The organism is Pseudomonas simiae, from assembly GCF_000934565.1.
Taxonomy (GTDB): Bacteria; Pseudomonadota; Gammaproteobacteria; order Pseudomonadales; family Pseudomonadaceae; genus Aquipseudomonas; species Aquipseudomonas simiae.
The window spans coordinates 1,069,426-1,092,755 of sequence record NZ_CP010896.1 but is presented as its reverse complement, the minus strand read 5'-3'; the positions used below and the strand labels follow the sequence as shown (position 1 = coordinate 1,092,755).

Annotated in this window: 15 protein-coding genes and 1 pseudogene; 9 read left to right on the top strand and 7 right to left on the bottom strand. The window is 58.2% G+C overall.

Annotation, left to right across the window (positions count from 1 at the left end; translation table 11 throughout):
- Positions 1–8 precede the first annotated feature (8 nt).
- From PF1751_RS04875 to PF1751_RS04845, 7 genes are all read right to left on the bottom strand, one after another.
- Complete coding sequence (locus tag PF1751_RS04875; RefSeq protein WP_044286666.1) at positions 9–4,778, bottom strand: RHS repeat domain-containing protein; 4,770 nt, start codon at positions 4,776–4,778, stop codon at positions 9–11.
- A 53-nt stretch (positions 4,779–4,831) separates the two neighbouring features.
- On the bottom strand, positions 4,832–5,803 hold the full coding sequence (locus tag PF1751_RS04870; protein ID WP_021491846.1) for a hypothetical protein: 972 nt from the start codon (positions 5,801–5,803) through the stop codon (positions 4,832–4,834).
- A 246-nt stretch (positions 5,804–6,049) separates the two neighbouring features.
- A complete protein-coding gene (moaE, locus tag PF1751_RS04865) occupies positions 6,050–6,499 on the bottom strand; it encodes a molybdopterin synthase catalytic subunit MoaE (protein WP_021491847.1) in 450 nt (149 codons plus the stop codon).
- Positions 6,500–6,501: 2 nt separating this feature from the next.
- The gene (gene moaD / locus PF1751_RS04860) at positions 6,502–6,744 is read right to left on the bottom strand and encodes a molybdopterin converting factor subunit 1 (RefSeq protein WP_010212960.1); all 243 of its coding nucleotides are present in this window, start codon (positions 6,742–6,744) and stop codon (positions 6,502–6,504) included.
- Positions 6,741–7,214 carry a cyclic pyranopterin monophosphate synthase MoaC gene (moaC, locus tag PF1751_RS04855; protein WP_010212961.1) on the bottom strand — a complete coding sequence of 158 codons (474 nt, stop codon included), beginning with the start codon at positions 7,212–7,214 and terminating at the stop codon, positions 6,741–6,743. The genes moaD and moaC overlap by 4 nt, the downstream gene beginning before the upstream one ends.
- Positions 7,215–7,381: 167 nt before the next feature.
- Complete coding sequence (locus PF1751_RS04850; RefSeq protein ID WP_005785025.1) at positions 7,382–8,776, bottom strand: PhoH family protein; 1,395 nt, start codon at positions 8,774–8,776, stop codon at positions 7,382–7,384.
- 339 nt (positions 8,777–9,115) lie between these two features.
- Positions 9,116–10,240 (bottom strand): polysaccharide deacetylase family protein, encoded by a 1,125-nt coding sequence (locus PF1751_RS04845; protein ID WP_044286665.1) that lies wholly within the window; start codon positions 10,238–10,240, stop codon positions 9,116–9,118.
- A 169-nt stretch (positions 10,241–10,409) separates the two neighbouring features.
- Between PF1751_RS04845 and yaaA the strand changes: the two are divergent.
- From yaaA to PF1751_RS04800, 9 genes and pseudogenes are all read left to right on the top strand, one after another.
- Positions 10,410–11,191: pseudogene (gene yaaA, locus PF1751_RS04840) on the top strand (peroxide stress protein YaaA).
- Between the two features lie 835 nt (positions 11,192–12,026).
- A complete protein-coding gene (locus tag PF1751_RS04835; RefSeq protein ID WP_021491850.1) occupies positions 12,027–13,343 on the top strand; it encodes a nucleotide sugar dehydrogenase in 1,317 nt (438 codons plus the stop codon).
- Between the two features lie 83 nt (positions 13,344–13,426).
- Positions 13,427–14,908 (top strand): mannuronan synthase, encoded by a 1,482-nt coding sequence (gene alg8 / locus PF1751_RS04830; protein ID WP_032882964.1) that lies wholly within the window; start codon positions 13,427–13,429, stop codon positions 14,906–14,908.
- Positions 14,909–14,946: 38 nt separating this feature from the next.
- Entirely contained in the window at positions 14,947–16,113 is a 1,167-nt protein-coding gene (locus tag PF1751_RS04825) for an alginate biosynthesis protein Alg44 (protein ID WP_010212971.1), read from the top strand.
- 89 nt (positions 16,114–16,202) lie between these two features.
- On the top strand, positions 16,203–17,627 hold the full coding sequence (gene algK / locus PF1751_RS04820; protein WP_392397716.1) for an alginate biosynthesis TPR repeat lipoprotein AlgK: 1,425 nt from the start codon (positions 16,203–16,205) through the stop codon (positions 17,625–17,627).
- Positions 17,624–19,111: an alginate export family protein gene (locus PF1751_RS04815; RefSeq protein ID WP_010212974.1), complete on the top strand. Its 1,488-nt coding sequence runs from the start codon at positions 17,624–17,626 to the stop codon at positions 19,109–19,111. Before algK ends, PF1751_RS04815 begins: the two co-directional genes overlap by 4 nt.
- The gene (gene algG / locus PF1751_RS04810) at positions 19,111–20,700 is read left to right on the top strand and encodes a mannuronan 5-epimerase AlgG (RefSeq protein WP_021491854.1); all 1,590 of its coding nucleotides are present in this window, start codon (positions 19,111–19,113) and stop codon (positions 20,698–20,700) included. The genes PF1751_RS04815 and algG overlap by 1 nt, the downstream gene beginning before the upstream one ends.
- 11 nt (positions 20,701–20,711) lie before the next feature.
- Positions 20,712–22,160 carry an alginate O-acetyltransferase gene (locus PF1751_RS04805; RefSeq protein ID WP_010212978.1) on the top strand — a complete coding sequence of 483 codons (1,449 nt, stop codon included), beginning with the start codon at positions 20,712–20,714 and terminating at the stop codon, positions 22,158–22,160.
- Between the two features lie 8 nt (positions 22,161–22,168).
- On the top strand, positions 22,169–23,278 hold the full coding sequence (locus tag PF1751_RS04800) for a mannuronate-specific alginate lyase (RefSeq protein ID WP_080923180.1): 1,110 nt from the start codon (positions 22,169–22,171) through the stop codon (positions 23,276–23,278).
- The last annotated feature ends 52 nt before the right edge of the window (positions 23,279–23,330 follow it).

Sequence of the window (23,330 nt, the reverse complement as noted above, 5' to 3'; positions counted from 1 at the left end):
AATCACCCTTACCGTTGTGGTGCCGCCTGGTAAAGCTCACTCAGGATCGGCTGACGAATACGTAAAGCCTCCTCCCTGAACGCCTGATAAAACCGGTTTGCGGTGTCTGGCATGTCGGCGATGTGCGCCAGCTCCGAACGTGATTGCGACTGCGCCTCACGTCTTTCCCCCTTAGTCGCGTCGTCCACTTCGGAAGGGGAGTCGAGAGCGTCGTAACGCGCCACCAACGAGCGCATCAAATTAGCCGTTCTGACAAATGCTCGTGTGGAACCGAACGCCTTACTGCTAGTGGTCACCGCTTTACCGAATTTAAAGGTTCGACCCAAGATTAATTTGCTCCCACTCCTCAGCGCCTCACGCAGTGGGACGTCGACAACAAAACCAGCTGTGTTCTTCCCTACATCCACCCCCGTCTTCGCCGCGCCATACGCTTTACTCGCAGCCCCCCAGGCGTTGTATCCACTGGCTGACCAACTGGCGATGGAAAAGGAGAAAGACGCCCACCCCAGATTTTTAATGTGATGGGAGCGATCCCATCCGTTTGCGTTATCAACCGCTTCTATACTCAGTGCGGTCACCCCTAAGATGTTGCCAATGACACCCATCGTCGCTCCGACGACGGCTACTATCTGGGCCGAGGTAACGGCGGCTAAACCAGCAGCAGCAATGCCTGCCAAACCTGCCCCCAGTGTCACAACGCCAAACGCCAACGCAGCCCCTGTGAAAGCCCACTTCAACCAGGTCGGCCACAACCCGCTGGGGTCCATCATGTTGGTCGGATTACACGCAGCGTACCCATAACCATTGACCCCACCTTCATCGAAAGGGCTCAGCGGATCAGCCTGCAGAAATATCATCAGGCGCGGGTCATAGGCGCGCACGCCGCTGCCGAGGACGTAGAGGTTGGTCGCTACGTCCAGTCGCTGGCCATTGATTCCAGGTAGTTGCAGGTCGGCCATGCTGCGGGCCTTACCATCGTCCAGCGATATCGTCGTATCGCCATAGGGCGTGTAGTGTCGCCGCACATGAGCCTCGCTTGGGGCGGTTATGCCGCGCACGCTGCCAGAGGCATCGTTGGCATACAACTGCACCCCATCCACCCCACCGCTGAGTGCCATCACTTGATCATCGCCGTTGGCGTAACGGATGGTTTTGTTCCCCTCAACCAGTAGTTCAAGGCGTTCGCCGCTATAGGCCAACCTCACTGGCGGCTCATCGCCCCGGGATGCAACGACCTGTCGGGAGTCGGCATCGTACTGGTAGCTGTACTGGTCGGAACCGGCGTGCACACCTGTCAGTTGCTCAAAGGCATTGTACGTATAGACCTGCCCAGACGGTCCTGCCTGCAGGTTGCCCGCCGCATCGTACGTCAGGGTCACATCTTGTGGTGGTGCCGTATGGGTCAGGCGAGTCAATTGTGTCGGATCGGCGCCGGTGAAAAATCGCTCGCAGATGTCCTGCGTGCCATCGACAAAGGTGGTCACTACGCCGGTGATATTGTTGAGGCCATCTAAGCTGAAGTCCTGCCCGACAATGCCTCTCCCCAAATGATCCTGAGGCTGTTCGAGGCCTTCGCAACGGTAGGTTTTCAACCGTAAGAAAGCGTCGTAGGTGAACGTTTCACCAATCACCACCCGCGAACTCGCGTCTCGAAGAAAGCGGGTCGCCAACAGACTGTTGGCGTGATACGTATTGGTCATCACCTGCAGCAGTACACCGTTCTCCTCGAAGCGGCGTTCGGCTTCCCGTCCCCATGCATCATAAGACACCTTGGTCACCACCGTCGTGTCCTCATAGACCGTGGTCAGGTCCTGAGGCCGGCCAAGGGTATCGTAGCCTTGCTCGATCACCAGGGGCCCGGTGGTGATCCGGGAAAAACGCCCGTAAATATCGTACTCAAGCGTGCTGAGCTGACCATCGGCAGCCGTTTGATGCAACAGGCGCCCACCAGGAGAATGGCTATACAGCGCAGTGAGTGACGCACCGTTGGCGGTTTGAATATCCTTTTCTGGATGGCCATTCGTGTCCTGAAAATACTCGTGAATCAGGCCATCGGTTTCCGAGCGGGTCAACATGCTGGTAGTTGCATCATGTCGGTAGGCGCTCACCGGAAGCCCTGTCATCTCTCTACGGATCGGTACACCCAACTCTTTATCGTAAGTCAGCGTCTGACGATGACCCCGTGGGGAAGTCATGGCGACAGGCTCAGTCCATCCAGGCTCATACTCCCAGGTTGTGGCCTGCCCCGTCCCGCGCGTCTGACTGGTCAAGCGGCCCAGGCTGTCATAAGTACGGGCCCCCAGACACTTGCCATCGACCGCCAACGCACTGATCATTGCGTCGCTGGTGCCGGGGGCATAGTCCGTTTTTTGCAGCCTTTGCGGCGTGCCATCAAGCGGTATTTCAAGGGTCGTCATTAACCGGTCGAAGGCATCATAGGTAAACTCGGTGCGCTTGTTGCCCATATTATCCAGTACCGACAGGCAGCGCCCCAAGCCATCGTAGGTGCGCGACTCCACTTCGACAGTCGCGCCGCCTGCGTCGAGACGTTCCACTTTTACCGGCTGATTGTGCTCATTGAAGTAACGCCTCAAGCGCTCGCCGCCTTCAACTCCTTCGACCCTGAGGTTGAGCAGTGGATCGTACTCATCGATCTGCACACTGCCATCGGCGCGGGTCACACGACTGGAGTTGCCCCAATGGTTATAGGAGTAGGTGCTTTTCAATGAGCGCTGCCCATCGGTCAGGTAATCGTGCTTGACCACTTCCGATAGTTGCTCCAACGCGTCGTAACGCCACGTTCTGGTGACACGCTCCTGGTCACGGTTGGTACCGATCAATTGAGCTTCGGACACTTGGCGCCCGACACCATCAAAGTAGGTAATGACCTGGTTATTTTGCGCATCAGTGGTGATCAAATGAGCACGTTTTTCCGGCGTCGCAAAATGATAGGCGTAACGCCGCCCGGCTTGCTGGGGTTTGCCGAGAGAAACTGTTTCCGCTGTCAAACGGCCACTGACATCGAACGCCAGATCCAGTGAGCAACCACCGTCTCGAGTCATCGACAGCAACCGCCGATTGACCAGCGAGAGCGTGCGTGCCGACTCAAGCCATTGCCCTTCACGCCCCATCATGCGCCGGGTCTCAACAAGGTTGCCCGCCGCAACGGTGTAGGTGAAGTGACTGGTCAACGCAAGCTCGTCGATTGTATTGGACGTGCTTTTCAATCGACCAACCAACAAGACGGGTGTGTCGTAGTAGGTATGCCGCGTGCTGAACAGGTCAGGTTGAGTCACCGCCTCCTGCACCACAAAGTAGCTGTTACCCGTCTGTGGCACACGGGTATGTGTGTACTCGGTGAGTCGTGCGGCTGGCGTATCGCCTGCGGCAACAAGGCGCTCTTGCTTCACGAAGCGCTGGAACAAACCATGGGGGTCGGCCGGACACTTTCCCGCCTCGCCCGCGACCGGGTAATAGCTGCGTTCGACACAAACGCCAGAGGCTTCGGTACGACTTAGCTCGTTGCCATAGTCATCGGTCTCCATGGTTTGCACTTCTTCACGAGCGTTGCCGCCAGCAACCAATTCGAAGCGTCTGACCACCTGCCGAGGCAATTGCAGGTTGGGCGGCTGATCAGGGAACAATTTTCCAGGGAGGATGTTATAGGCAAGACTTGTGGTGGTTCGGGTCCCTTCGCGGGTCACGCGCTCCTCGGTCAACAGGTGGAACTTGTTATAGGTCATGCGGGTGGCATACAACGGGGCATCATTGTTGCTCACATCAATGACCGTCTCTTCGCCCCAATAGGCATAGTCACCGGCAATCAGGTACATGTTTTCTTCACCCGGAGTGAAGCCACCCGAGTAGGGATAACCTGTGAAGTTAGTCCCCGCACTGTAACTGTACTTACGACCGATCGGTGGCTGATTACCCCCCGGGGTTTGCCGCCACCCCACCACGCGCGGGATGTACTGATTGTTTGCGTATTGATGGCCATTCTCTTCGTAGCTGATGAGTGTGTTACCCCCCATCGGTGAGTTGACTTCGCTGATCGCGATGAGGCCGTTGCGAAACGGTCTGTGGTAGACAAATGTATAGGCCGCAGTTTCCGGAGCCTGTGTACGATCGTAAGGGACAGTGACGCGCACTAGTTGGTTGTTAACATTCCCATAGGCAATTCGAGTACGGGCATACCGGCCACCGTCAATCAAAATGTCGGCCTCCACAAGTAAGGCGCCCATGTAGGTCAACACCAACAAGTCTTGCCCTTGATCGTTCTGAATGCGCTCCAACGGCCCCCCCTGGAGATAAGAAAAGCGCAAGCGCTCACCGTTTTCAAACTGAATGGCTGTGATCTTGTAAGGCCCAGAGCTACTCGGGCGCCCTAGGATTTCAAGGGTGCCGTCCTTATAAATCACATGAAGCGTGGACTCGCCGACACGCTGGACCACCAGGTCCTTGAGCTTTCGGTCCTTGATCACCAATGTGCGCCCCACAGACGGCAGCCCATGGGTTTGGTATTGCTCACCTGTCAACAACGTCAGCTTTGAAGTCGCCAGATCAAACTCCGTGTTGTCAAGGCGCCACCCGGCGCCATAGTTACCTGAGACATCTGAGTTCAATAGGGAGAAGGAGAGTGCAATTTCACGACTTATTTCCAACGGCCCCTGCGGGTAGAGTGTGGCCAGTGCAATACGGCAAACGTACTGACCAGTGCGCGTGTCGACAACGCCATTGAGGCGGCTATTGAAGTTAAAAGCATTGGAGTAAACGTTCATAAAAGTGAAAGCCCCTATTCAAAATAGATGCGCGTCACAACCCCAATCAACAACTAAGTTCTTAACACCAGCACATTTCCTTTGTCGGTGAAGCCAATATAAAAAACGTGCTCACACCCATAGTTATCCCACAGACGCCATCCACTTTGCCGGTTGTCATCGGGAGTATTGATCCACCCTCTATATCGCGCAGCACGCATAATGGTAGACATCTTATTATAAAGAACTTCCCCCGAACCATTGTCCTTCTGAATTTTATCCACTGTTAACCTACCGCTCTCAACCATTACAACACCACCTTTAAACCGGATCCCATCGTTCGTATGCTGAACATACGAGGTATGAAAATGTGACCCTTCTCCCTCGACAACCACGGGCGAATCCAAACCCCGATTTTCAACAAAACGAATACCTTTAACGGTTGGCGTCATATAATAGATATCTATATCGACTTTATTGTGGTTGTGGGAGTACGCATCAAGGTCGACATAGGTACTCAGCTCGTTAATCTCTAACCGGTAGGGTCTAGTGAGTTGGATATCCACGTAACTCTGAAAGGGTACCCCCCCCACCGATCCATTGGTGGTATACGTTTTTCCCCCTACGTAAATTTTTGCCATTAACCTTTCGGTCCCTATGGACGCGCTCGTACCGGCTCTCATATACAACTTTATCAATTCAAAACTACTGTCAACAGGGTCGAATTCTGCCCTAGGCTCTTCCGCGGAGTCTTCCGTGCCTAGCGGCCGCAGGCCTACGTCGAATTGGTTTTTAGTTTTATCGCACGACCACCCCCGAGGAAGTACGGATTCAGGGAAACCATAAGCCGTAATTGTTGCGCTATTGCGCTCAGTTGTAGTTAACGGAGTTTCAATATAGTTGCCATTGGCATCTTCGACTTCTTTCTTTATCAATATATTTAACTGGCATTGATGCCGACCGTTGGCATAAAGCTCATTAGTCCAGTTCTGCCCGTTAGGCAGCTTCACCTCAAAGGCTCTTATAACAATGTCGCCCGCGGCCATAACGCTCTCCTTCACGCATGCCTCATGCTGTCGCACTGGCGGCATGACCATCAAAGTAAATTTAACTACCTAGACTTATTTAATATTCAGCGCGGCACCGTGCCTACTGTCAGAACTGACAGGCAAACGGTGTTTTTCAGATTAGTTTTGAATTAAAAGACTGTCGCTCAGAGCGTTTCAACTGAGCCATGTGCTCAAACCTCGTTATCACCTTGAGCATGTATTAACGAGGTTTTTAACCTTGCATTACTTCCAGCGCAGCGCCGCATCATGGTCGCTACTTCGACCTTCTACCCAGCGGGTGCCCTGAGGCGTATTTTCCTTCTTCCAGAACGGCGCCCGCGTCTTCAAGTAATCCATCACAAACGCACAGGCATCAAACGCTGCCTGACGATGGGCACTGGCTGCCGCGACAAACACAATCGGCTCGCCCGGCTCCAGCGCGCCGATGCGGTGAAGCACTTCCAGCTTGAGCAACGGCCAGCGCTGCTCGGCTTCGACGGTGATCTTGGCCAGGGCTTTTTCGGTCATGCCGGGGTAGTGTTCAAGGAACATTCCCGCCACATCCAGGCCGTCGTTGAAGTCGCGCACATACCCAACAAAGCTCACCACCGCCCCCACGCCGACATTGGCCGCGTGCATGGCATTCACCTCGACGCCCGGATCAAACGCCTGGGCTTGCACACGAACGGCCATGGTCAGCCTCCCGTCACGGGGGGGAAGAACGCCACGTCATCACCCGCCTGCACCGGCTCCTCGAGGTCGCACAACTCTTCGTTGCGCGCGCACATCAGGCTGGTCTCGTTGAGTACCGCAAACGCAGGGTCGCTGGCCAACGCGAGGCGCACAGCATCGACGGTGGCGAAATCGCCCTCCATCTCCAGCGAATCAAAGCCCACAGCCTCTGCGTAACGCGCAAAAAACAATACGTTGATGCTCATGCCTGATCCGCCTTGAAATGCCCGCTTTTACCGCCGAGCTTTTCCAGCAGGCGGATGTTTTCGATGGTCATGCCGCGGTCCACGGCCTTGCACATGTCGTAGAGGGTCAATGCGGCGACACTGGCGGCCGTCAGCGCTTCCATCTCCACGCCGGTCTGCCCCGAGAGTTTGCAGCGCGCCACAATGTGTACGGAGTCTGCGCCCTCGGCGCTCAATTCGACCTTGACGCCGGTCAGCATCAGCGGATGGCACAGCGGGATAAGGTCACTGGTTTTTTTCGCGGCCTGGATCCCGGCAATGCGGGCCACGGCAAACACGTCGCCCTTGGGATGGGCGCCGTCGACAATCATTTGCAGGGTCTCGGGCAACATGCGCACGCGCGCTTCGGCCACCGCCTCGCGGAACGTCACGGACTTGTCGGTGACGTCGACCATATGGGCGCGACCTTGGGAATCGAGATGAGTCAGCACGGGGATACTCCTGATCAGGAGCGTCGATTGTAAACCTAACACCGATCAAAATGTGGCAGCAGCCTTACGTGAGAGCGGACTTGCTCCCGAATGCGGCGTGTCAGCCAATAAAGCCGGCGACTGACACACCGTTTTCGCGAGCAAGCCCGCTCCCACAGTGATTGCGTTTACAAATGCGATTCGGCGTATTCAGCCAGAATCGAACGAGGTACCCCTTGCAGCGCAATATGCACGCCGTTCGGGAAGTCCTTGAAGCGTTCCGTCAGGTAGGTCAGCCCGGAGCTGGTCGCGGACAGGTAGGGGGTGTCGATCTGTGCCAGGTTACCCAGGCACACCACTTTGGAACCGGCGCCGGCACGGGTGATGATGGTTTTCATCTGGTGCGGGGTGAGGTTCTGGCATTCATCGATCAAAATCAGGCTCTGCTGGAAGCTGCGACCTCGGATGTAGTTGAGGGATTTGAACTGCAACGGCACTTTGCTGAGTATGTAGTCGACGCTGCCATGGGTGTTTTCGTCATCCATGTGCAAGGCTTCGAGGTTGTCGGTAATCGCCCCCAGCCACGGTTCCATTTTTTCCGCTTCGGTGCCGGGCAGGAAGCCGATTTCCTGGTCCAGGCCCTGCACACTGCGGGTGGCGATGATGCGGCGATAGCGCTTGGTCACCATGGTCTGCTCGATGGCGGCAGCCAGGGCAAGAATGGTTTTACCGGAACCGGCAGCACCGGTCAGGTTGACCAGGTGGATGTCCGGGTCGAGCAGCGCATACAGCGCCAGGCTCTGGTAGATGTCACGCGGTTTCAGGCCCCAGGCTTCCTGGTGCAACAGGGGTTCCTGATGCAGGTCGAGGATCAGCAGCTTGTCGACCTGGATCTCTTTGATCCAGCCCACGAAGCCTTGTTCGTCGACGATGAATTCATTGATGTGCACGGCCGGCAGGTTGTCGATCAACTGCACCTGGTGCCAAGTGCGGCCATGGTCCTGGCGGGTTTCGACCTTGCTGACGCGGTCCCAGAATGAGCCAGTCATCATGTGATAACCACGGGACAGCATCGACACGTCGTCGACCAGTTGGTCGGTACTGTAGTCCTCGGCCGCGATCCCACACGCTCGGGCCTTGAGACGCATATTGATGTCTTTGGTCACCAGCACCACGCGCAGGTCCTTGTCGCGGGCGTGCAGGTCGATCAATTGGTTGATGATTTTGTTGTCGTTCAGATTCTCCGGCAGCAGGCTGTTGGGCTCGCTGCGCTTGCTCATCAGAATCGACAGCAAGCCCTTGGGCCCGCTTTTGCCGCGCTGGATCGGTACGCCGACTTCGACGTCCTCCGGCGACGCTTCGCCCAATGTCTTGTCGATCAGGCGGATGGCCTGGCGGCATTCGGCGGCAACGCTGTGGTGCCCACTTTTGAGTTTGTCGAGCTCCTCAAGCACGATCATCGGGATGGCGACGTGGTGTTCTTCGAAGTTGAGCAGTGCGTTTGGATCGTGAATCAGTACGTTGGTATCAAGCACATAAAGGATTGGCTGGTCGGAAGAAGGGTTACGTCCATGATCATCCATACTCGGTCACCTTTGTGGGAGCCAGTCGACGCAATACCTGGGCGGTGCTGCGCCTCGATTCGACCACCGACTGCACCTGAGTGACGTCAAGCGCAGTGCCCACCTGAGGAGTCTTGGAAGACGCCACCTGTGCTGCAGGTTTCGGCGATCTGACTTCGTAATACCGCAAAACGTGTGACAGAAAAAAGCACTTTGACGTTTTTTTGAAGTTTATTTTTCAGGATGACGAATAGCACTAGCCGCGTGCCACGTACCCCGCTAAAGTCGGAAGTCCGCCTGCATCGAAATCTCGCACAAAATCACCCCGAAATCGCCTCACACTCAACAGGGCCGGGCACTTCAGCGAAATGCCTCCCGGCAGTCCTGCCAACCCAGACCACTCTGCGCCGTCGCCTGCAACAGCATGGGTAATGCTACCCGCGCCTTGTCCTGGGTGTCGTGAAACACAATCACGCCTTTGCGCCACAGCAGCATCAACGTCAGCACCCGCTGCGCCGACTCATCGGCCTTGAGCTTGCCCGGCTCGTCCTGGGAATCGATGTCCCACAATGCCACTTGCAAGCCTTGGGCTTGAAAGAAACCCTGGCTGTCTGCGCGACGTTGACCATAGGGAGGACGGAACAGCGGCACGTAGTTTTCCGGCATCAGGTTTTGCGCCAGTGTCGCGCTGCGGGTGATGGAACTCTGCCAGTCCACCCAATGGCTGTGGGAGCGGTACTGCCAACCCTGGGTGCCCACGCACTGACCCTGGTACAGCGCCTGCACATCGGCAACCGAACTGCGTTCGACACGGGTTTGCAGGCTGCTGCCGAGGGCGAAGAACGTGGCGTTCATCTTCTGCTTGCGCAGGTAGTCGGTGAGCCAGTCGGTATTGCCGCCGACCGGGGCCGGGCCGCCGTCAAAGGTGAGCAGGAACAGGCGATCGTTGAATTCATCCCCATTGCGCTCATGGTCGCCAAAGCGCGCGACTTCACTGCTGATCTGCGGAAACAGCGCGGCCTTGCGCAGCAGCTCGTCCAGATAGCGCTCATGAAAGTGCCGGCTGGGGTCGGCCCAGCCTATATAGAAGGAATCTGCACTGACCTCGAACTTGCCCGCCTGCTCGCGCAGGTCGTCCATGCTCTCTACCAGGTAGCAGAATGAGGCATCTACCTCGCAGCTCTGCTGGGCAAAAGTGTAGTTCTCCAACAATCGCTGCCAGAGCTGGCGACGCAGGTCGTCAATGGCGGAGAGGTTAATGATCTTCAGGCCCAGGCGCTGCTTGAGCGCGGCTTCGTCCTGATTCTCGCTGGCCAGCAGGCTGTGGGCGAACATCAGGATTTCGGCGCGTGAGGCCACGTCGAACAACGCCGGGCTGCCGAGTTTTTCGGGCCAGGTGCCACGGTCCAGGCTGGCCACATCCACGGGCGCCGCCCGGGCATTCAGGCACAACATACAAGCCAACAACAAAAGCGCTATTCGCACACGGGGTCTCCCTCTCCAGAGTCACCGGCCATCATAGCGGACTAACTGCCGATTATCGTCGGCGCGCGCTTGCTCGCGCCTACAGAAATCGGGGTATCTATGGGCTTCATAGGTGGAGTCAAAACGCCCCAGCCCCTAGAATCCCTTCACGATTACAGGAGACGACTTCATGCTGATGGTGATTTCACCCGCCAAGACCCTCGATTTCGAGACCGCGCCTGCGACCCAGCGCTTTACACAGCCGCAGTACCTGGACCACTCTCAGGAGCTCATCGAGCAACTGCGCGAGTTCAGCCCGGCGCAAATCAGCGAATTGATGCACGTATCCGACAAGATCGGCGGCCTCAACGCCGCCCGTTTCGGCAGCTGGACCCCGGCGTTCACCCCCGCCAATGCCAAAAGCAAGCGCTGCTGGCGTTCAAAGGCGACGTATACACCGGGCTGAATGCCGACACTTTCAGCGATGCCGACTTCTCCTACGCCCAGGACCACCTGCGCATGCTCTCGGGCCTGTACGGTCTGCTGCGCCCCCTGGACTTGATGATGCCGTACCGCCTGGAGATGGGCACCAAGCTGCCCAATGCCCGTGGCAAGGACCTGTACGCGTTCTGGGGCACACGTATCAGCGAATGGCTGAACGAAGCGTTGGCTGAACAAGGCGATGACGTTCTGTTGAACCTGGCCTCCAACGAGTACTTCTCGGCGGTCAAGCGTACGGCCCTGAACGCGCGGATCATCAACACCGAGTTCAAGGACCTGAAGAACGGCCAGTACAAGATCATCAGCTTCTATGCCAAGAAAGCACGGGGCATGATGAGCCGCTTTGTGATCGAAGAACGCATCAATGACCCGGCCAAGCTCAAGGCGTTTGATGTGCAGGGCTATCGCTTCAATGCCGAGCAGTCGAAGCCGGACAACCTGGTGTTTTTGCGCGATCACGCACCGGAATAAGGCGGCTCCGCCCGTCACCGCACGGAATATCAACTGTGGGAGCAGGTAAGCCAGCTCCCACTTTTTTATTCAGCTCACTCAGAAAATAGTCATTATTTTGACGTCAAAAAATATTCCGAAACCTCTCTAACAATTCTTTCACTCGACATTCGTCGTTTTTTTTCGTAGTGGCACCACTTTTTTTAAAGTGTAGTGGCACAAAACTATCTCCCTGTACCAACTCCCCACAACTACTGGCCCAAGTAGCAAGTGCTATCAATATAGTACCAGTGCCATCTTTCCTAATATTTCAAGAAATTTCCGGAAACAGGATGAGCGGCCTGGAACTTCGTCTAAACGCACGGCTCATACCACCGGTAACGAAATTCTCTGTTTCTGTAGGAGATGACTTACACCATGACCCAAGGAAGTAGCAAAGTTGCCCCATCAACTTTGACTCATGGGTCATAACATCAACTGATATGAGTTGAGGGCGGCGATAAGGATGAATTGCTATCCCCTATAGGCCAAGGGAGCGCTTACCCAAATGTGTCAGTGATGACACCCAAGGTGTTGATAGTTAAAGGCTTAAAGCTTCTATCTGCACCCTGAGGCACTGGCGTCGGCACCTTCCACCAGGAAGGCCGGCTGCATTTCAGGGCAAGCCCCAATAACAAGGCCAAGTTGCGCACAACTTGAGTGCAATAGTTAGTCACTCACTAATTAACATGCCTGTACGCGGTAAGTCGGCGTCTATTCGCCCAACTTCCGTGGCATCAGTGACGCTTGCAAACATGAACTCCGGCCATTAATTGGCATGATTAATACAGTCTTCAATGACAAAGAGGTAAATGCGATGCGCATCAGCATATTTGGTCTCGGTTACGTTGGCGCAGTCTGTGCCGGTTGCCTGTCTGCCCGTGGCCACGAAGTGGTTGGCGTAGACATCTCCAAGGACAAGATTGACCTGATCAATGCCGGCAAATCGCCAATCGTTGAACCGGGTCTGGGCGAGTTGTTGAGCCAGGGTATCGAAACCGGCCGACTACGCGGCACGACCAACTTCGCCGAAGCCATCCGTGATACCGACCTGTCGATGATTTGCGTCGGTACGCCGAGCAAGAAAAACGGCGATCTGGAACTGGACTACATCGAAGCGGTATGCCGCGAAATCGGCCTGGTCCTGCGTGACAAAGCCACCCGCCACACCGTGGTCGTGCGCAGCACCGTACTGCCGGGCACCGTGGCCAACGTGGTAATCCCGATTCTCGAAGACTGCTCCGGCAAAAAAGCCGGCGTCGACTTCGGTGTCGCGGTCAACCCGGAATTCCTGCGTGAATCCACCGCCATCGCCGACTACGACCTGCCACCGATGACGGTCATTGGCGAACTCGACAAAGCCTCCGGCGATGTCCTGCAGTCGCTGTACGAAGAACTCGACGCACCGATCATCCGCAAGGACATCGCCGTTGCCGAGATGATCAAGTACACCTGCAACGTGTGGCACGCCACCAAAGTGACCTTCGCCAACGAGATCGGCAACATTGCCAAGGCCGTCGGCGTCGACGGTCGCGAAGTGATGGAAGTGGTTTGCCAGGACAAGACCCTCAACCTGTCCCAGTACTACATGCGCCCTGGCTTCGCCTTCGGTGGTTCGTGCCTGCCTAAAGACGTGCGTGCCCTCACCTACCGCGCCAGTTCCCTGGATGTGGAAGCACCGCTGCTCAACTCGCTGATGCGCAGCAACGAATCTCAGGTACAGAACGCCTTCGACATCGTTTCCAGCCACGATAAACGCAAAGTCGCGCTGCTGGGCCTGAGCTTCAAGGCCGGCACCGATGACCTGCGCGAAAGCCCATTGGTGGAGCTGGCCGAAATGCTGATCGGCAAAGGCTTCGATCTGAGCATCTACGACAGCAACGTCGAGTACGCCCGTGTCCACGGCGCGAACAAAGACTACATCGAAGGCAAGATCCCGCACGTGTCGTCCCTGCTCAACTCGGACTTCGACGACGTGATCAACAACTCCGACGTGATCATCCTGGGCAACCGCGATGAGAAGTTCCGTGCCCTGGCGCATAACGCACCGCACGGCAAGCAAGTGATCGACCTGGTGGGCTTCATGGCCAATGCCACCAGCGCCGGTAGCCGCACCGAAGGTATTTGCTGGTAAGAGCAACGGCAAGTTCCGGGCTGCAAGCGTACCCATCCCCAGCGCTTGCAGCCTGGAGCCTTCTTCACCTTCGGATGACGCTTATGTCCAAGTTAAAACACGTACTGCTCCAATCCGCCGGCTGGCTGTTCTTTCTGAGCCTGCTGATGGGACTCGCCCTGCTTTTGCCGGCGAGTACGTTCGACTCCGAGTCGAAGAATTTTATTTTCCTGATTGGCGCCGTCGGCATCTGGCGCTACTCGATGGGTGCTACGCATTTCTTTCGCGGCATGCTGTTTCTCTACGTGGTCTACCCACACCTGCGCCGTAAAGTGCGCAAGCTGGGCAAAGCTGCCGACCCATCCCATGTGTTCCTGATGGTCACCAGTTTCCGTATCGATGCGCTGACCACCGCGCAGGTCTACAGCTCGGTGATCCGTGAAGCCATCGAATGTGGCTTTCCCACCACCGTGGTCTGCTCGCTGGTGGAAATGTCCGATGAGCTGCTGGTGAAAAGCCTGTGGGAACGCATGAACCCGCCGGAACACGTGAAGCTCGATTTTGTGCGTATCGCCGGTACCGGCAAGCGCGACGGCCTGGCCTTCGGTTTCCGCGCCATCTCCCGCCACCTGCCGGATGACCGCGCAGTGGTTGCGGTGATCGATGGCGACACCGTGCTCGCCGAAGGCGTGGTACGCAAAACCGTGCCGTGGTTCCAGCTGTTCGACAATGTCGGCGGCCTGACCACCAACGAGTTCTGCGAAGTGCGCGGCGGCTACATCATGAGCGAGTGGCACAAGCTGCGCTTCGCCCAGCGCCACATCAACATGTGCTCCATGGCCCTGTCCAAGCGCGTACTGACCATGACCGGTCGTATGTCAGTGTTCCGCGCCAGTGTAGTGACCGACCCGGGCTTTATCGCCGACGTGGAAAGCGACTCGCTGCAACACTGGCGCCTGGGCCGCTTCAAGTTCCTGACCGGTGATGACAAGTCCAGCTGGTTCAGCCTGATGCGCCTGGGCTACGACACGTTCTACGTGCCGGACGCGGCGATCCACACCGTGGAACACCCGCCGGAAAAGAGCTTCATCAAGGCGAGCCGCAAACTGATGTTCCGCTGGTACGGCAACAACCTGCGCCAGAACTCCCGTGCCCTGGGCCTGGGTATGCGTCGGTTGGGCCTGTTCACCAGCATCGTGTTGTTCGACCAGCGCGTCTCGATGTGGACCTCCCTGCTCGGCCTGACCGTGGCAATTATCGCCACCTTCAAGTACGGCGGCGCGTTCATCCTCGCGTACCTGCTGTGGATCGGCATCACCCGTCTGATTCTGACCCTGCTGCTGTCGTGCTCCGGCCACAAGATCGGCCCGGCGTACCCGGTGATTCTCTATTACAACCAGATCATGGGCGCGCTGGTGAAGATCTACGTGTTCTTCCGCCTTGATCAACAGTCCTGGACCCGCCAGGACACCAAACTGACCCGCGATTTGGCCAGCTTTCAACGTTGGTTCAACACCTGGTCGTCTCGGACCATGACCTTCTCCGCCGGCAGCATTTTCGTCGCCGTGTTGCTGATGATGGTCTGACCCTGCCAAGCCTGAATTAACCAAGGAATTACACCGTCATGAACAGCCAAGTAAACGCCAACGTTGTCCACGAATCCGAAGCCCAGCGCCAACATGCCCGGGTAAAAATCCCGGCCAAGCTGCGCTTCTTCAACACCGACCGCACCCAGACCGAAGCACGGGTCATCGACCTGTCGGCTGGCGGCCTGGCGTTCACCGCCACGCAGCCGCTGACCGTGGGGGAAGTGCACAAGGGTCGTCTGCAATTCGTCATCGACAACCTCGGCCTGGCCATGGATGTGGAGTTGCAGATCCGCTCCTACGATCGCCAGAGCGGCCGTACCGGTTGCCAGTTCCAGAACCTCGACGCTCAGGACATTTCCACCCTGCGCCACCTGATCACCTCGCACCTGTCCGGTGACATCGTGACCATGGGCGACGTGCTGGCGACCCTGCAACGCGACAACTTCACCAAGGCGCGCAAGGTCAAGGACGGCGGCAGCAACATGAGCGCCTTCGGCCGCCTGCGCGCCGTGACGTTCAGCCTGGCGATCTTCCTGGTCGGCCTCGCCGCGTTCGGTTTTGTCTTCAAGTCGATCTACGGAATGTACTTCGTCAGCCACGCCCAGGCAGGCCTGGTCAACGTACCCGGCATGAACGTGACCATGCCGCGCGACGGCACTGTGCAAAGCCTGCTCAAGGGTGACGGGATCGCTGCCAAAGGCGCGCCATTGGCGACCTTCAGCACCAGCATGCTGGACGTGCTCAAGGGTCACCTGGACGAAGACCAACTGCAACCGGCCAAGGTTGAAGAGCTGTTCGGCAAGCAAATGACCGGCACCCTGACGTCGCCCTGCGATTGCGTGGTGGCCCAGCAAATGGTCGCGGACGGTCAGTACGCCAACAAAGGTGATGTGATCTTCCAACTGGTGCCGCGCGGCAGCCTCGCCAATGTTGAAGCGCGCTTCACCTATCGCCAGTTCGCCGACGTTCGCCCAGGTACACCGGTGAGCTTCCAGGTGGCCGACGAAGAACAGATCCGTACCGGCACCATCGTCAGCAGCACCAGCCTGAACAGCGCCGACCTGTCCTCCGACATTCGCGTGCAGATCAAGCCTGACGCACCGCTGGACAGCACCTACGCCGGTCGCCCGGTGGAAGTGACCAGCGACCGTGGCCCGTCCCTGAACTGGCTGATCGATAAAGCCATGGCCCACGGTCTGTAAGCGAGGACATGCCTGTGACGACTTTCTCAAAAACACCGCAATCCCTGTGGGAGCGGGCTTGCTCGCGAAAGCAGTGTGTCAGCCAGCACATGCATCAACTGACAGGGCCCCTTCGCGAACAAGCCCGCTCCCACATGGGTACTGCGGCGTTGCTAGCTGTTGCAGTCAGCCTCGCCGGTTGCGCCGGCCTGCCCGACCAACGCCTGGCTAACGAAGCGTTGAAACGTGGCGACACCGTCACCGCCCAGCAGAATTACCAGCAACTGGCAGACCTGGGTTACAGCGAGGCCCAGGTGGGCCTGGCTGACATCCAGGTCGGCACCCGCGATCCGGCGCAAATCAAACAGGCTGAAGCCACCTACCGCGCCGCGGCGGACACTTCGCCCCGCGCCCAGGCCCGTCTCGGTCGCCTGCTGGTGGCCAAGCCTGGCAGCACCGAAGCCGAACACCATGAAGCCGAAGGCCTGCTGAAAAAAGCCTTTGCCAATGGCGAAGGCAACACCCTGATTCCACTGGCGATGCTGTACCTGCAATACCCGCACAGCTTCCCGAATGTGAATGCCCAGCAGCAGATCAGCCAATGGCAGGCCGCCGGTTACCCGGAAGCCGGCCTCGCCCAAGTGCTGCTGTACCGCACTCAGGACACTTACGACCAGCATCTGGATGACGTGGAGCGCATCTGCAAGGCCGCGCTGAATACCACCGATATCTGCTACGTCGAGTTGGCCACGGTTTACCAGAAAAAAGCCGAGCCGGAAAAGCAGGCCGAGCTGCTCAAGCAGATGGAAGCCGGCTACAGCCGTGGCACCGTCACTGCACAACGCGTCGACAGCGTAGCCCGTGTATTGGGTGACGCATCGCTTGGCAAGACCGACGAAAAAACCGCCCAGGCGCTGCTGGAAAAAATCGCCCCCGGCTACCCGGCTTCGTGGGTCAGCCTGGCACAACTGCTATACGACTTCCCCGAACTGGGCGATGTCGACCAGATGATGAAGTACCTGGACAACGGCCGCGCCGCCGACCAACCGCGCGCCGAGCTGTTGCTGGGCAAGCTCTACTACGAAGGCAAGTGGGTGCCCGCCGACGCCAAGGCCGCCGAAGCACACTTCGAAAAAGCCGTGGGCAAGGAAGTGGCCGCCGATTACTACCTCGGCCAGATCTATCGCCGTGGCTACCTGGGCAAGGTCTACCCGCAAAAAGCCCTGGACCACTTACTGACCGCTGCGCGCAATGGCCAGAACAGCGCCGATTTCGCGATTGCCCAATTGTTTTCCCAAGGCAAGGGCACCAAGCCCGACCCATTGAATGCCTATGTCTTCAGCCAGTTGGCTAAAGCCCAAGACACGCCAGAGGCCAATGACTTGGCCACGCAGCTGGAAACCCCACTGACTCCGGAGCAACGCGCCCAAGGCCAACGCCTGGTGCAACAGGAACTGGCCGCTCGCGGCACCCTGGCTCAGAGCACGCTGCAACTGCACGCCCTGGAAGAAGAAGACGGCGAGGAATCCCTATGAAGCTCAACCCATTCGTCAAGGCCGGCATCGGCCTGACCTTCGCCCTGCTGTGGTCGTGCCCTACCCTGGCCGCGCTGACCGAAGCCAAAAACTTCGGCCTGGAAGTCAAAGCCACCGCCCAGTCCGAAGATGACCGCGACCTCGGCACGCAGAAAGGCGGCGACGTCAACGGTATCGGCCTCGACCTGCGCCCGTGGATCTACGGTGAAAGCGGCGCGTGGAGCGCCTATGCCATGGGCCAGGCGGTGGTATCGAGCGACATCATCGAGACCGACACGCTGCAGCAGTCGGCGGATGACGAAAACCAGCAGACCACCAACAACGACCGCAAAACTAAGAAAAACTACTTGGCCATGCGTGAGTTCTGGGTCGGCTACAGCGGCTTCACGCCTTACCCTGGCGAGATCCTCAAGTTGGGCCGCCAACGCCTGCGCAATGACGACGGCCAATGGCGCGACACCAACATCGAAGCGCTGAACTGGACCTTCGACACCACCTTGCTCAAGGCCAACGTCGGCGTCGCTGAACGCTTCAGCGAATACCGCACCGACCTCAAGGAACTGTCGCCCAAGGATAAGGACCGTCAGCACCTCTACGCCGACGCCGCCTACCAGTGGACGCCAGGCCAGTGGATCGGCCTGCGCGCTCACCACACCCATGACGACGGCAAGCTGGACTACCCGGAACCGGGCGTCGCCACTGACTCGCTGGACAAGCGCGAGAACGGCGACCTGACCTGGCTCGGCATCGAAGCCAACAGCGACGCCTACAACTGGCGCAACACCAACACCGTCAACTATTGGGCGAGCATCACCGGTATGCAGGGCGACCGCGACACGGTCAACGCCTTGAACGCCGACGGCACCCGTCCGACCACGGCCAAGCGCAGCGATGACGTGAATGGCTGGGCCACCGACCTGGGTATCCGCCTGCGCCTGGACCCACAGTGGCAAGTCGGTGCGGCCTACTCCCGCGCCAGCGCCGAATACGAGCAGAACGGCCTGCAAAGCAACCGTTCGAACTGGACCGGCACCCAGTCCCGCGTGCACCGCTTCGGCGAAGCCTTCCGTGGCGAGATGAACAACATGCAGTCCATGAGCCTGTTCGGCTCCTGGCAGCTGCGCGAGGACTACGACGCCAGCCTGGTGTACCACAAGTTCTGGCGCGTCGACGGTAACAAGCCGGTGGGCAGCAACGGCATCGATGCCGTACAGAACAACACCGATGACGTGACCGGCGCGATCCTGTCCAGCACTTCCCTGCCGCTTGAAGACGGCAAGAAAGACCTGGGCCAAGAGATGGACCTGGTGGTCACCAAGTACTTCAAGACCGGCCTGTTGCCGGCTGCGCTCAGCCAGTCGATCGACGAGCCATCGGCCCTGGTGCGTTTCCGTGCAGGTGTGTTCAAGCCGGGCGACGCCTATGGCAGCCAGGTTGACTCGTACATGCATCGCGCCTTTGTCGACGTGATCTGGAAGTTCTGATGGGAGCCTGCGCAATGAACCCTCAAGCCCTCAAAGGCTCGGCCATGTTGGCGGCAGCGATGCTGCTGGCCAGCGCTGCTGCCATGGCCGATGTCGCGCCGCAGGCTAAAGCGCCGACCATCGCCAAAGAGCTGCAACAGGCCAAGACCTACACCATCTCCAGCCCGCCGACCGCGCCGCTGGAAATGGCCAAGCCGGCCCTGCCGGACCTGTCGGGCTATACCGACGCGGCGATGGAAAAAAAGATCGTGCGCGCCAAGCCAGGCAAGATCAGTATCCGCCGCATGATGCAGGAAGATGCCCTCAAGGACTTCATCGGCGGTGACAACAAGATGGCCGAATGGGTGGTGCGCCAGCACGGCATTCCCCAGGCGATCTTTGTCGACGACGGCTACATGAACCTCAAGGACTTGCTGGGCAAGGTGCCCAAACAGTACCTGAGCGAGACATCGCCGGGTGTATTCCTGGCCAAGTTGCCAATCGTGGTCGGTCGCAAGGGCATCCTGGAAATCGATAAAAAAACCCAGGAGTTGCGCCTGTCCCAGGAAAGCGGTTCGTTCCTGATCAACGACGGCCAGCTGTTTGTGCGTGACACCAAAGTCACCGGCTGGAGCGAAAAAGCCAACGGCCCGGCGCTGTTCAAGTCGCCGAAGGAATTCCGTCCGTTTCTACTGGCGTGGGGCGGCACCGAGACTTACATCTCCAACACCAAGATGGCCAGTTTCGGCTACGCCAACAGTAAGTCGTACGGGGTGAGTATTTCCCAGTACACGCCGAACATGGCCAAGGTGCTCAAGCGTCCAGAGCCGACCGGCTGGATCATCAACTCCGAGTTCTCGGACATGTGGTACGGCTTCTACTGCTACGAGACCACGAACTTCGTGATCAAGGGCAATACCTACAAAGACAACATCGTCTACGGCATTGACCCCCACGACCGTTCCCACGGCCTGATCATCGCGGACAACACCGTCTACGGCACCAAGAAGAAGCACGGCATCATCATTTCCCGGGAAGTGAACGACAGCTTCATCTTCAACAACCGCAGCTACGACAACAAGCTCTCCGGCCTGGTACTCGACCGTAACAGCGTCAACAACATCGTGGCCGACAACGAGTTCTACCGTAACCACACCGACGGCATCACCCTCTATGAGAGCGGCGACAACCTGCTGTGGGGCAACAAAGTGATTGCCAACCGTCGCCACGGTATTCGCGTGCGTAACAGCGTGAACATCAAGCTGTACGAAAACACCTCGATGGCCAACGGCCTGACCGGGCTTTACGGCCACATCAAGGACTTGACCGACACCGACCGCGACATCGCCCTCGACCCGTTCGACGCCAAGGTCTCGCTGATCGTGGTCGGTGGTGAACTGGCGGGTAACGGCAGCGGGCCGCTGTCCATCGACTCGCCGTTGAGCGTGGAGCTGTACCGCGTGTCGATGCTGGCGCCGACCAAATCCAGCGGCATCAGCTTCAACGGCGTGCTGGGCGATCGCCAGGAAGAGATTCTCGACCTGCTGGTACGCCAGCAGAAAGCCGTGCTGATCGACCCTGTCGAACGCCAGACCGAATTGCAGGACTGAGGATGACCCTTATGCACCCACACATGATCAAACTGTTGAGCCTCTCGGGTCTGACCCTCGGCCTGCTCGCGGCCAGCCAGGGCGTGCGCGCCGACGAAGTCAAGGCGCCGACCTTCACCGCCGAGCCGTGCTGCAGCCTGTGTCCGGCCGCCCACGATGCGCGCAACTACACCACGCGCTACCAGCAGAACTTCACCACCCTGGTGCAAGCCCAGGGCGACTGGTTGTTCCGGACCCAGGAAGACCTGCGCACCGAATTCGACACCACCCCCTCCGGCTACAAGCGCATGCAACAGCTGCACGATGCGTTCAAGGCCAAGGGCGTGGAACTGGTGGTGGTCTACCAGCCGACCCGTGGCCTGGTGAACCGCAACAAGCTCAACCCGGAAGAAAAAGCCAAGTTCGATTTCGACAAGGCACTGGCCAACTACAAGACCATGCTCGGCCGTTTCGCCAAGATGGGCTACGTGGTGCCGGACCTGTCGCCGTTGACCAACGAGCAACTGCCGGATGAGCTGCCAGCCCACGATTTCTACTTCCGTGGCGACCAGCACTGGACCCCGTATGGTGCCCAGCGCACGGCGAAAATCGTCGGCGCCAAAGTGCGTGCAATGCCTGAATTTGCCGATATTCCCAAGCGTGAATTCGAGACCAAAGTGTCCGGACGCATGGGCAAGACCGGCACCCTGCACAACATGGCCGGGCAACTGTGTGGCACCAGCTACGCGATCCAGTACATGGATCAGTTCTCCACCGAGCCCAAGGGCGAAGCGGGCGACGGCGACCTGTTCAGCGATTCGGGCAACCCGCAGATCACGCTGGTGGGCACCAGTCACAGTGGCAAGAACTACAACTTCGCCGGCTTCCTGGAGCAGGAAATCGGTGCTGACATCCTCAACGTCGCCTTCCCCGGCGGTGGCCTGGAAGGCTCGATGATCCAGTACCTGGGCAGCGAAGAGTTCCAGAAGACCCCGCCAAAGATTCTGATCTGGGAATTCTCGCCGCTGTATCGCCTGGACCAGGAGACCATCTACCGCCAGATGATGGCGCTGCTGGACAACGGCTGCGAAGGCAAGACCGCGCAGATGACCGCCAGCACGACATTGAAGCCCGGCAAGAACGAATTGCTGGTTAACAGTTCGAATAAAGACCTGCGCAACGCCAACCACCAGGTTGATATCCGCTTCGCCGACCCGTCGGTGAAAACCCTGCAAGCCACCCTCTGGTACATGAACGGGCGCCACGAGGACATCAAGATCGAAAAACCCGAAACATCCGATACAGACGGGCGTTTCGCCTTTGAACTGCGCACCGATGAAGACTGGGCCTCGCAGAACTTGCTGGCCGTGGAAGTGCAGGGTCCCGAAGCGGGCGCTGCCGCGCAGAAAGTCGAAGCGAAAATTTGCACACGCAACGTATTCCCAGCCGGTGGTCAACAGACCGCCTCAACTGGGCAATGAGGTTACTTATGCAGAAGTTATTGATTCCCACGTTACTCGGCCTGGCGATGTTCGCCGGCTCAGTCAACGCCGCCGCCCCACTGCGTCCACCCCAGGGTTATTTCGCACCGATTGAAGCGTTCAAGACCGGCGACTTCAAGAATGACTGCGACGCCATGCCCGCGCCGTACACCGGCTCGCTGCAATTTCGCAGCAAGTACGAAGGCTCGGACAAGGCCCGTTCCACGCTGAATGTGCAATCCGAAAAAGCCTTTCGTGACAGCACCGCCGACATCACCAAGCTGGAAAAAGACACCAGCAAGCGGGTGATGCAGTTCATGCGCGATGGCCGGCCCGAACAACTGGAATGCACGCTCAACTGGCTGGCTACATGGGCTCGGGCAGATGCGTTGATGTCCAAAGACTTCAACCACACCGGCAAGTCCATGCGCAAATGGGCACTGGGCAGCATGGCGTCGGCCTATGTGCGCTTGAAGTTCTCCGAGTCGCACCCGCTGGCCAACCACCAGCAGGAATCGCAGCTGATCGAAGCCTGGTTCAACAAACTGGCCGACCAGGTGGTGAGCGACTGGGACAACCTGCCGCTGGAAAAAACCAACAACCACTCTTACTGGGCCGCCTGGTCGGTGATGGCAACGTCCGTCGCCACCAACCGTCGCGACCTGTTCGACTGGGCCGTGAAGGAATACAAGGTCGGCGCGAATCAGGTCGACGACCAAGGCTTCCTGCCGAACGAATTGAAGCGCCAGCAACGCGCCCTGTCGTACCACAACTACGCCCTGCCGCCGCTGTCGATGATCGCCAGCTTTGCCTTGGTCAACGGTGTGGACCTGCGCCAGGAAAACAACAGCGCGCTCAAGCGCCTGGGCGAAAAAGTGCTGGCCGGGGTCAAGGATCCGGAGATCTTCGAACAGAAGAACGGCAAAGAGCAGGATATGAAGGACCTCAAGGAGGACATGAAATATGCCTGGCTTGAGCCGTTCTGCACCCTCTACAGCTGTGCGCCGGATGTGATCGAGCGCAAGCACGGGATGCAGCCTTTCAAGACGTTCCGCCTCGGGGGTGACCTGACCAAGGTCTACGACCCGGCGCACGAAAAAGGCAACAAAGGCAGCTGAAAAATCAACTGACGAAGCAGGGTCCCAATGTGGGAGCGGGCTTGCTCGCGAA

Coding starts and splice junctions, on each gene's coding strand:
- PF1751_RS04850 (WP_005785025.1), bottom strand. CDS start 8,776: ATGGATGATCATGGACGTAACCCTTCTTCCGACCAGCCAATCCTTTAT.
- algG (WP_021491854.1), top strand. CDS start 19,111: ATGGGAGCCTGCGCAATGAACCCTCAAGCCCTCAAAGGCTCGGCCATG.
- PF1751_RS04870 (WP_021491846.1), bottom strand. CDS start 5,803: ATGGCCGCGGGCGACATTGTTATAAGAGCCTTTGAGGTGAAGCTGCCT.
- PF1751_RS04835 (WP_021491850.1), top strand. CDS start 12,027: ATGCGCATCAGCATATTTGGTCTCGGTTACGTTGGCGCAGTCTGTGCC.
- PF1751_RS04805 (WP_010212978.1), top strand. CDS start 20,712: ATGCACCCACACATGATCAAACTGTTGAGCCTCTCGGGTCTGACCCTC.
- PF1751_RS04800 (WP_080923180.1), top strand. CDS start 22,169: ATGCAGAAGTTATTGATTCCCACGTTACTCGGCCTGGCGATGTTCGCC.
- PF1751_RS04825 (WP_010212971.1), top strand. CDS start 14,947: ATGAACAGCCAAGTAAACGCCAACGTTGTCCACGAATCCGAAGCCCAG.
- PF1751_RS04875 (WP_044286666.1), bottom strand. CDS start 4,778: ATGAACGTTTACTCCAATGCTTTTAACTTCAATAGCCGCCTCAATGGC.
- moaE (WP_021491847.1), bottom strand. CDS start 6,499: ATGGCCGTTCGTGTGCAAGCCCAGGCGTTTGATCCGGGCGTCGAGGTG.
- PF1751_RS04815 (WP_010212974.1), top strand. CDS start 17,624: ATGAAGCTCAACCCATTCGTCAAGGCCGGCATCGGCCTGACCTTCGCC.
- alg8 (WP_032882964.1), top strand. CDS start 13,427: ATGTCCAAGTTAAAACACGTACTGCTCCAATCCGCCGGCTGGCTGTTC.
- moaD (WP_010212960.1), bottom strand. CDS start 6,744: ATGAGCATCAACGTATTGTTTTTTGCGCGTTACGCAGAGGCTGTGGGC.
- algK (WP_392397716.1), top strand. CDS start 16,203: ATGCATCAACTGACAGGGCCCCTTCGCGAACAAGCCCGCTCCCACATG.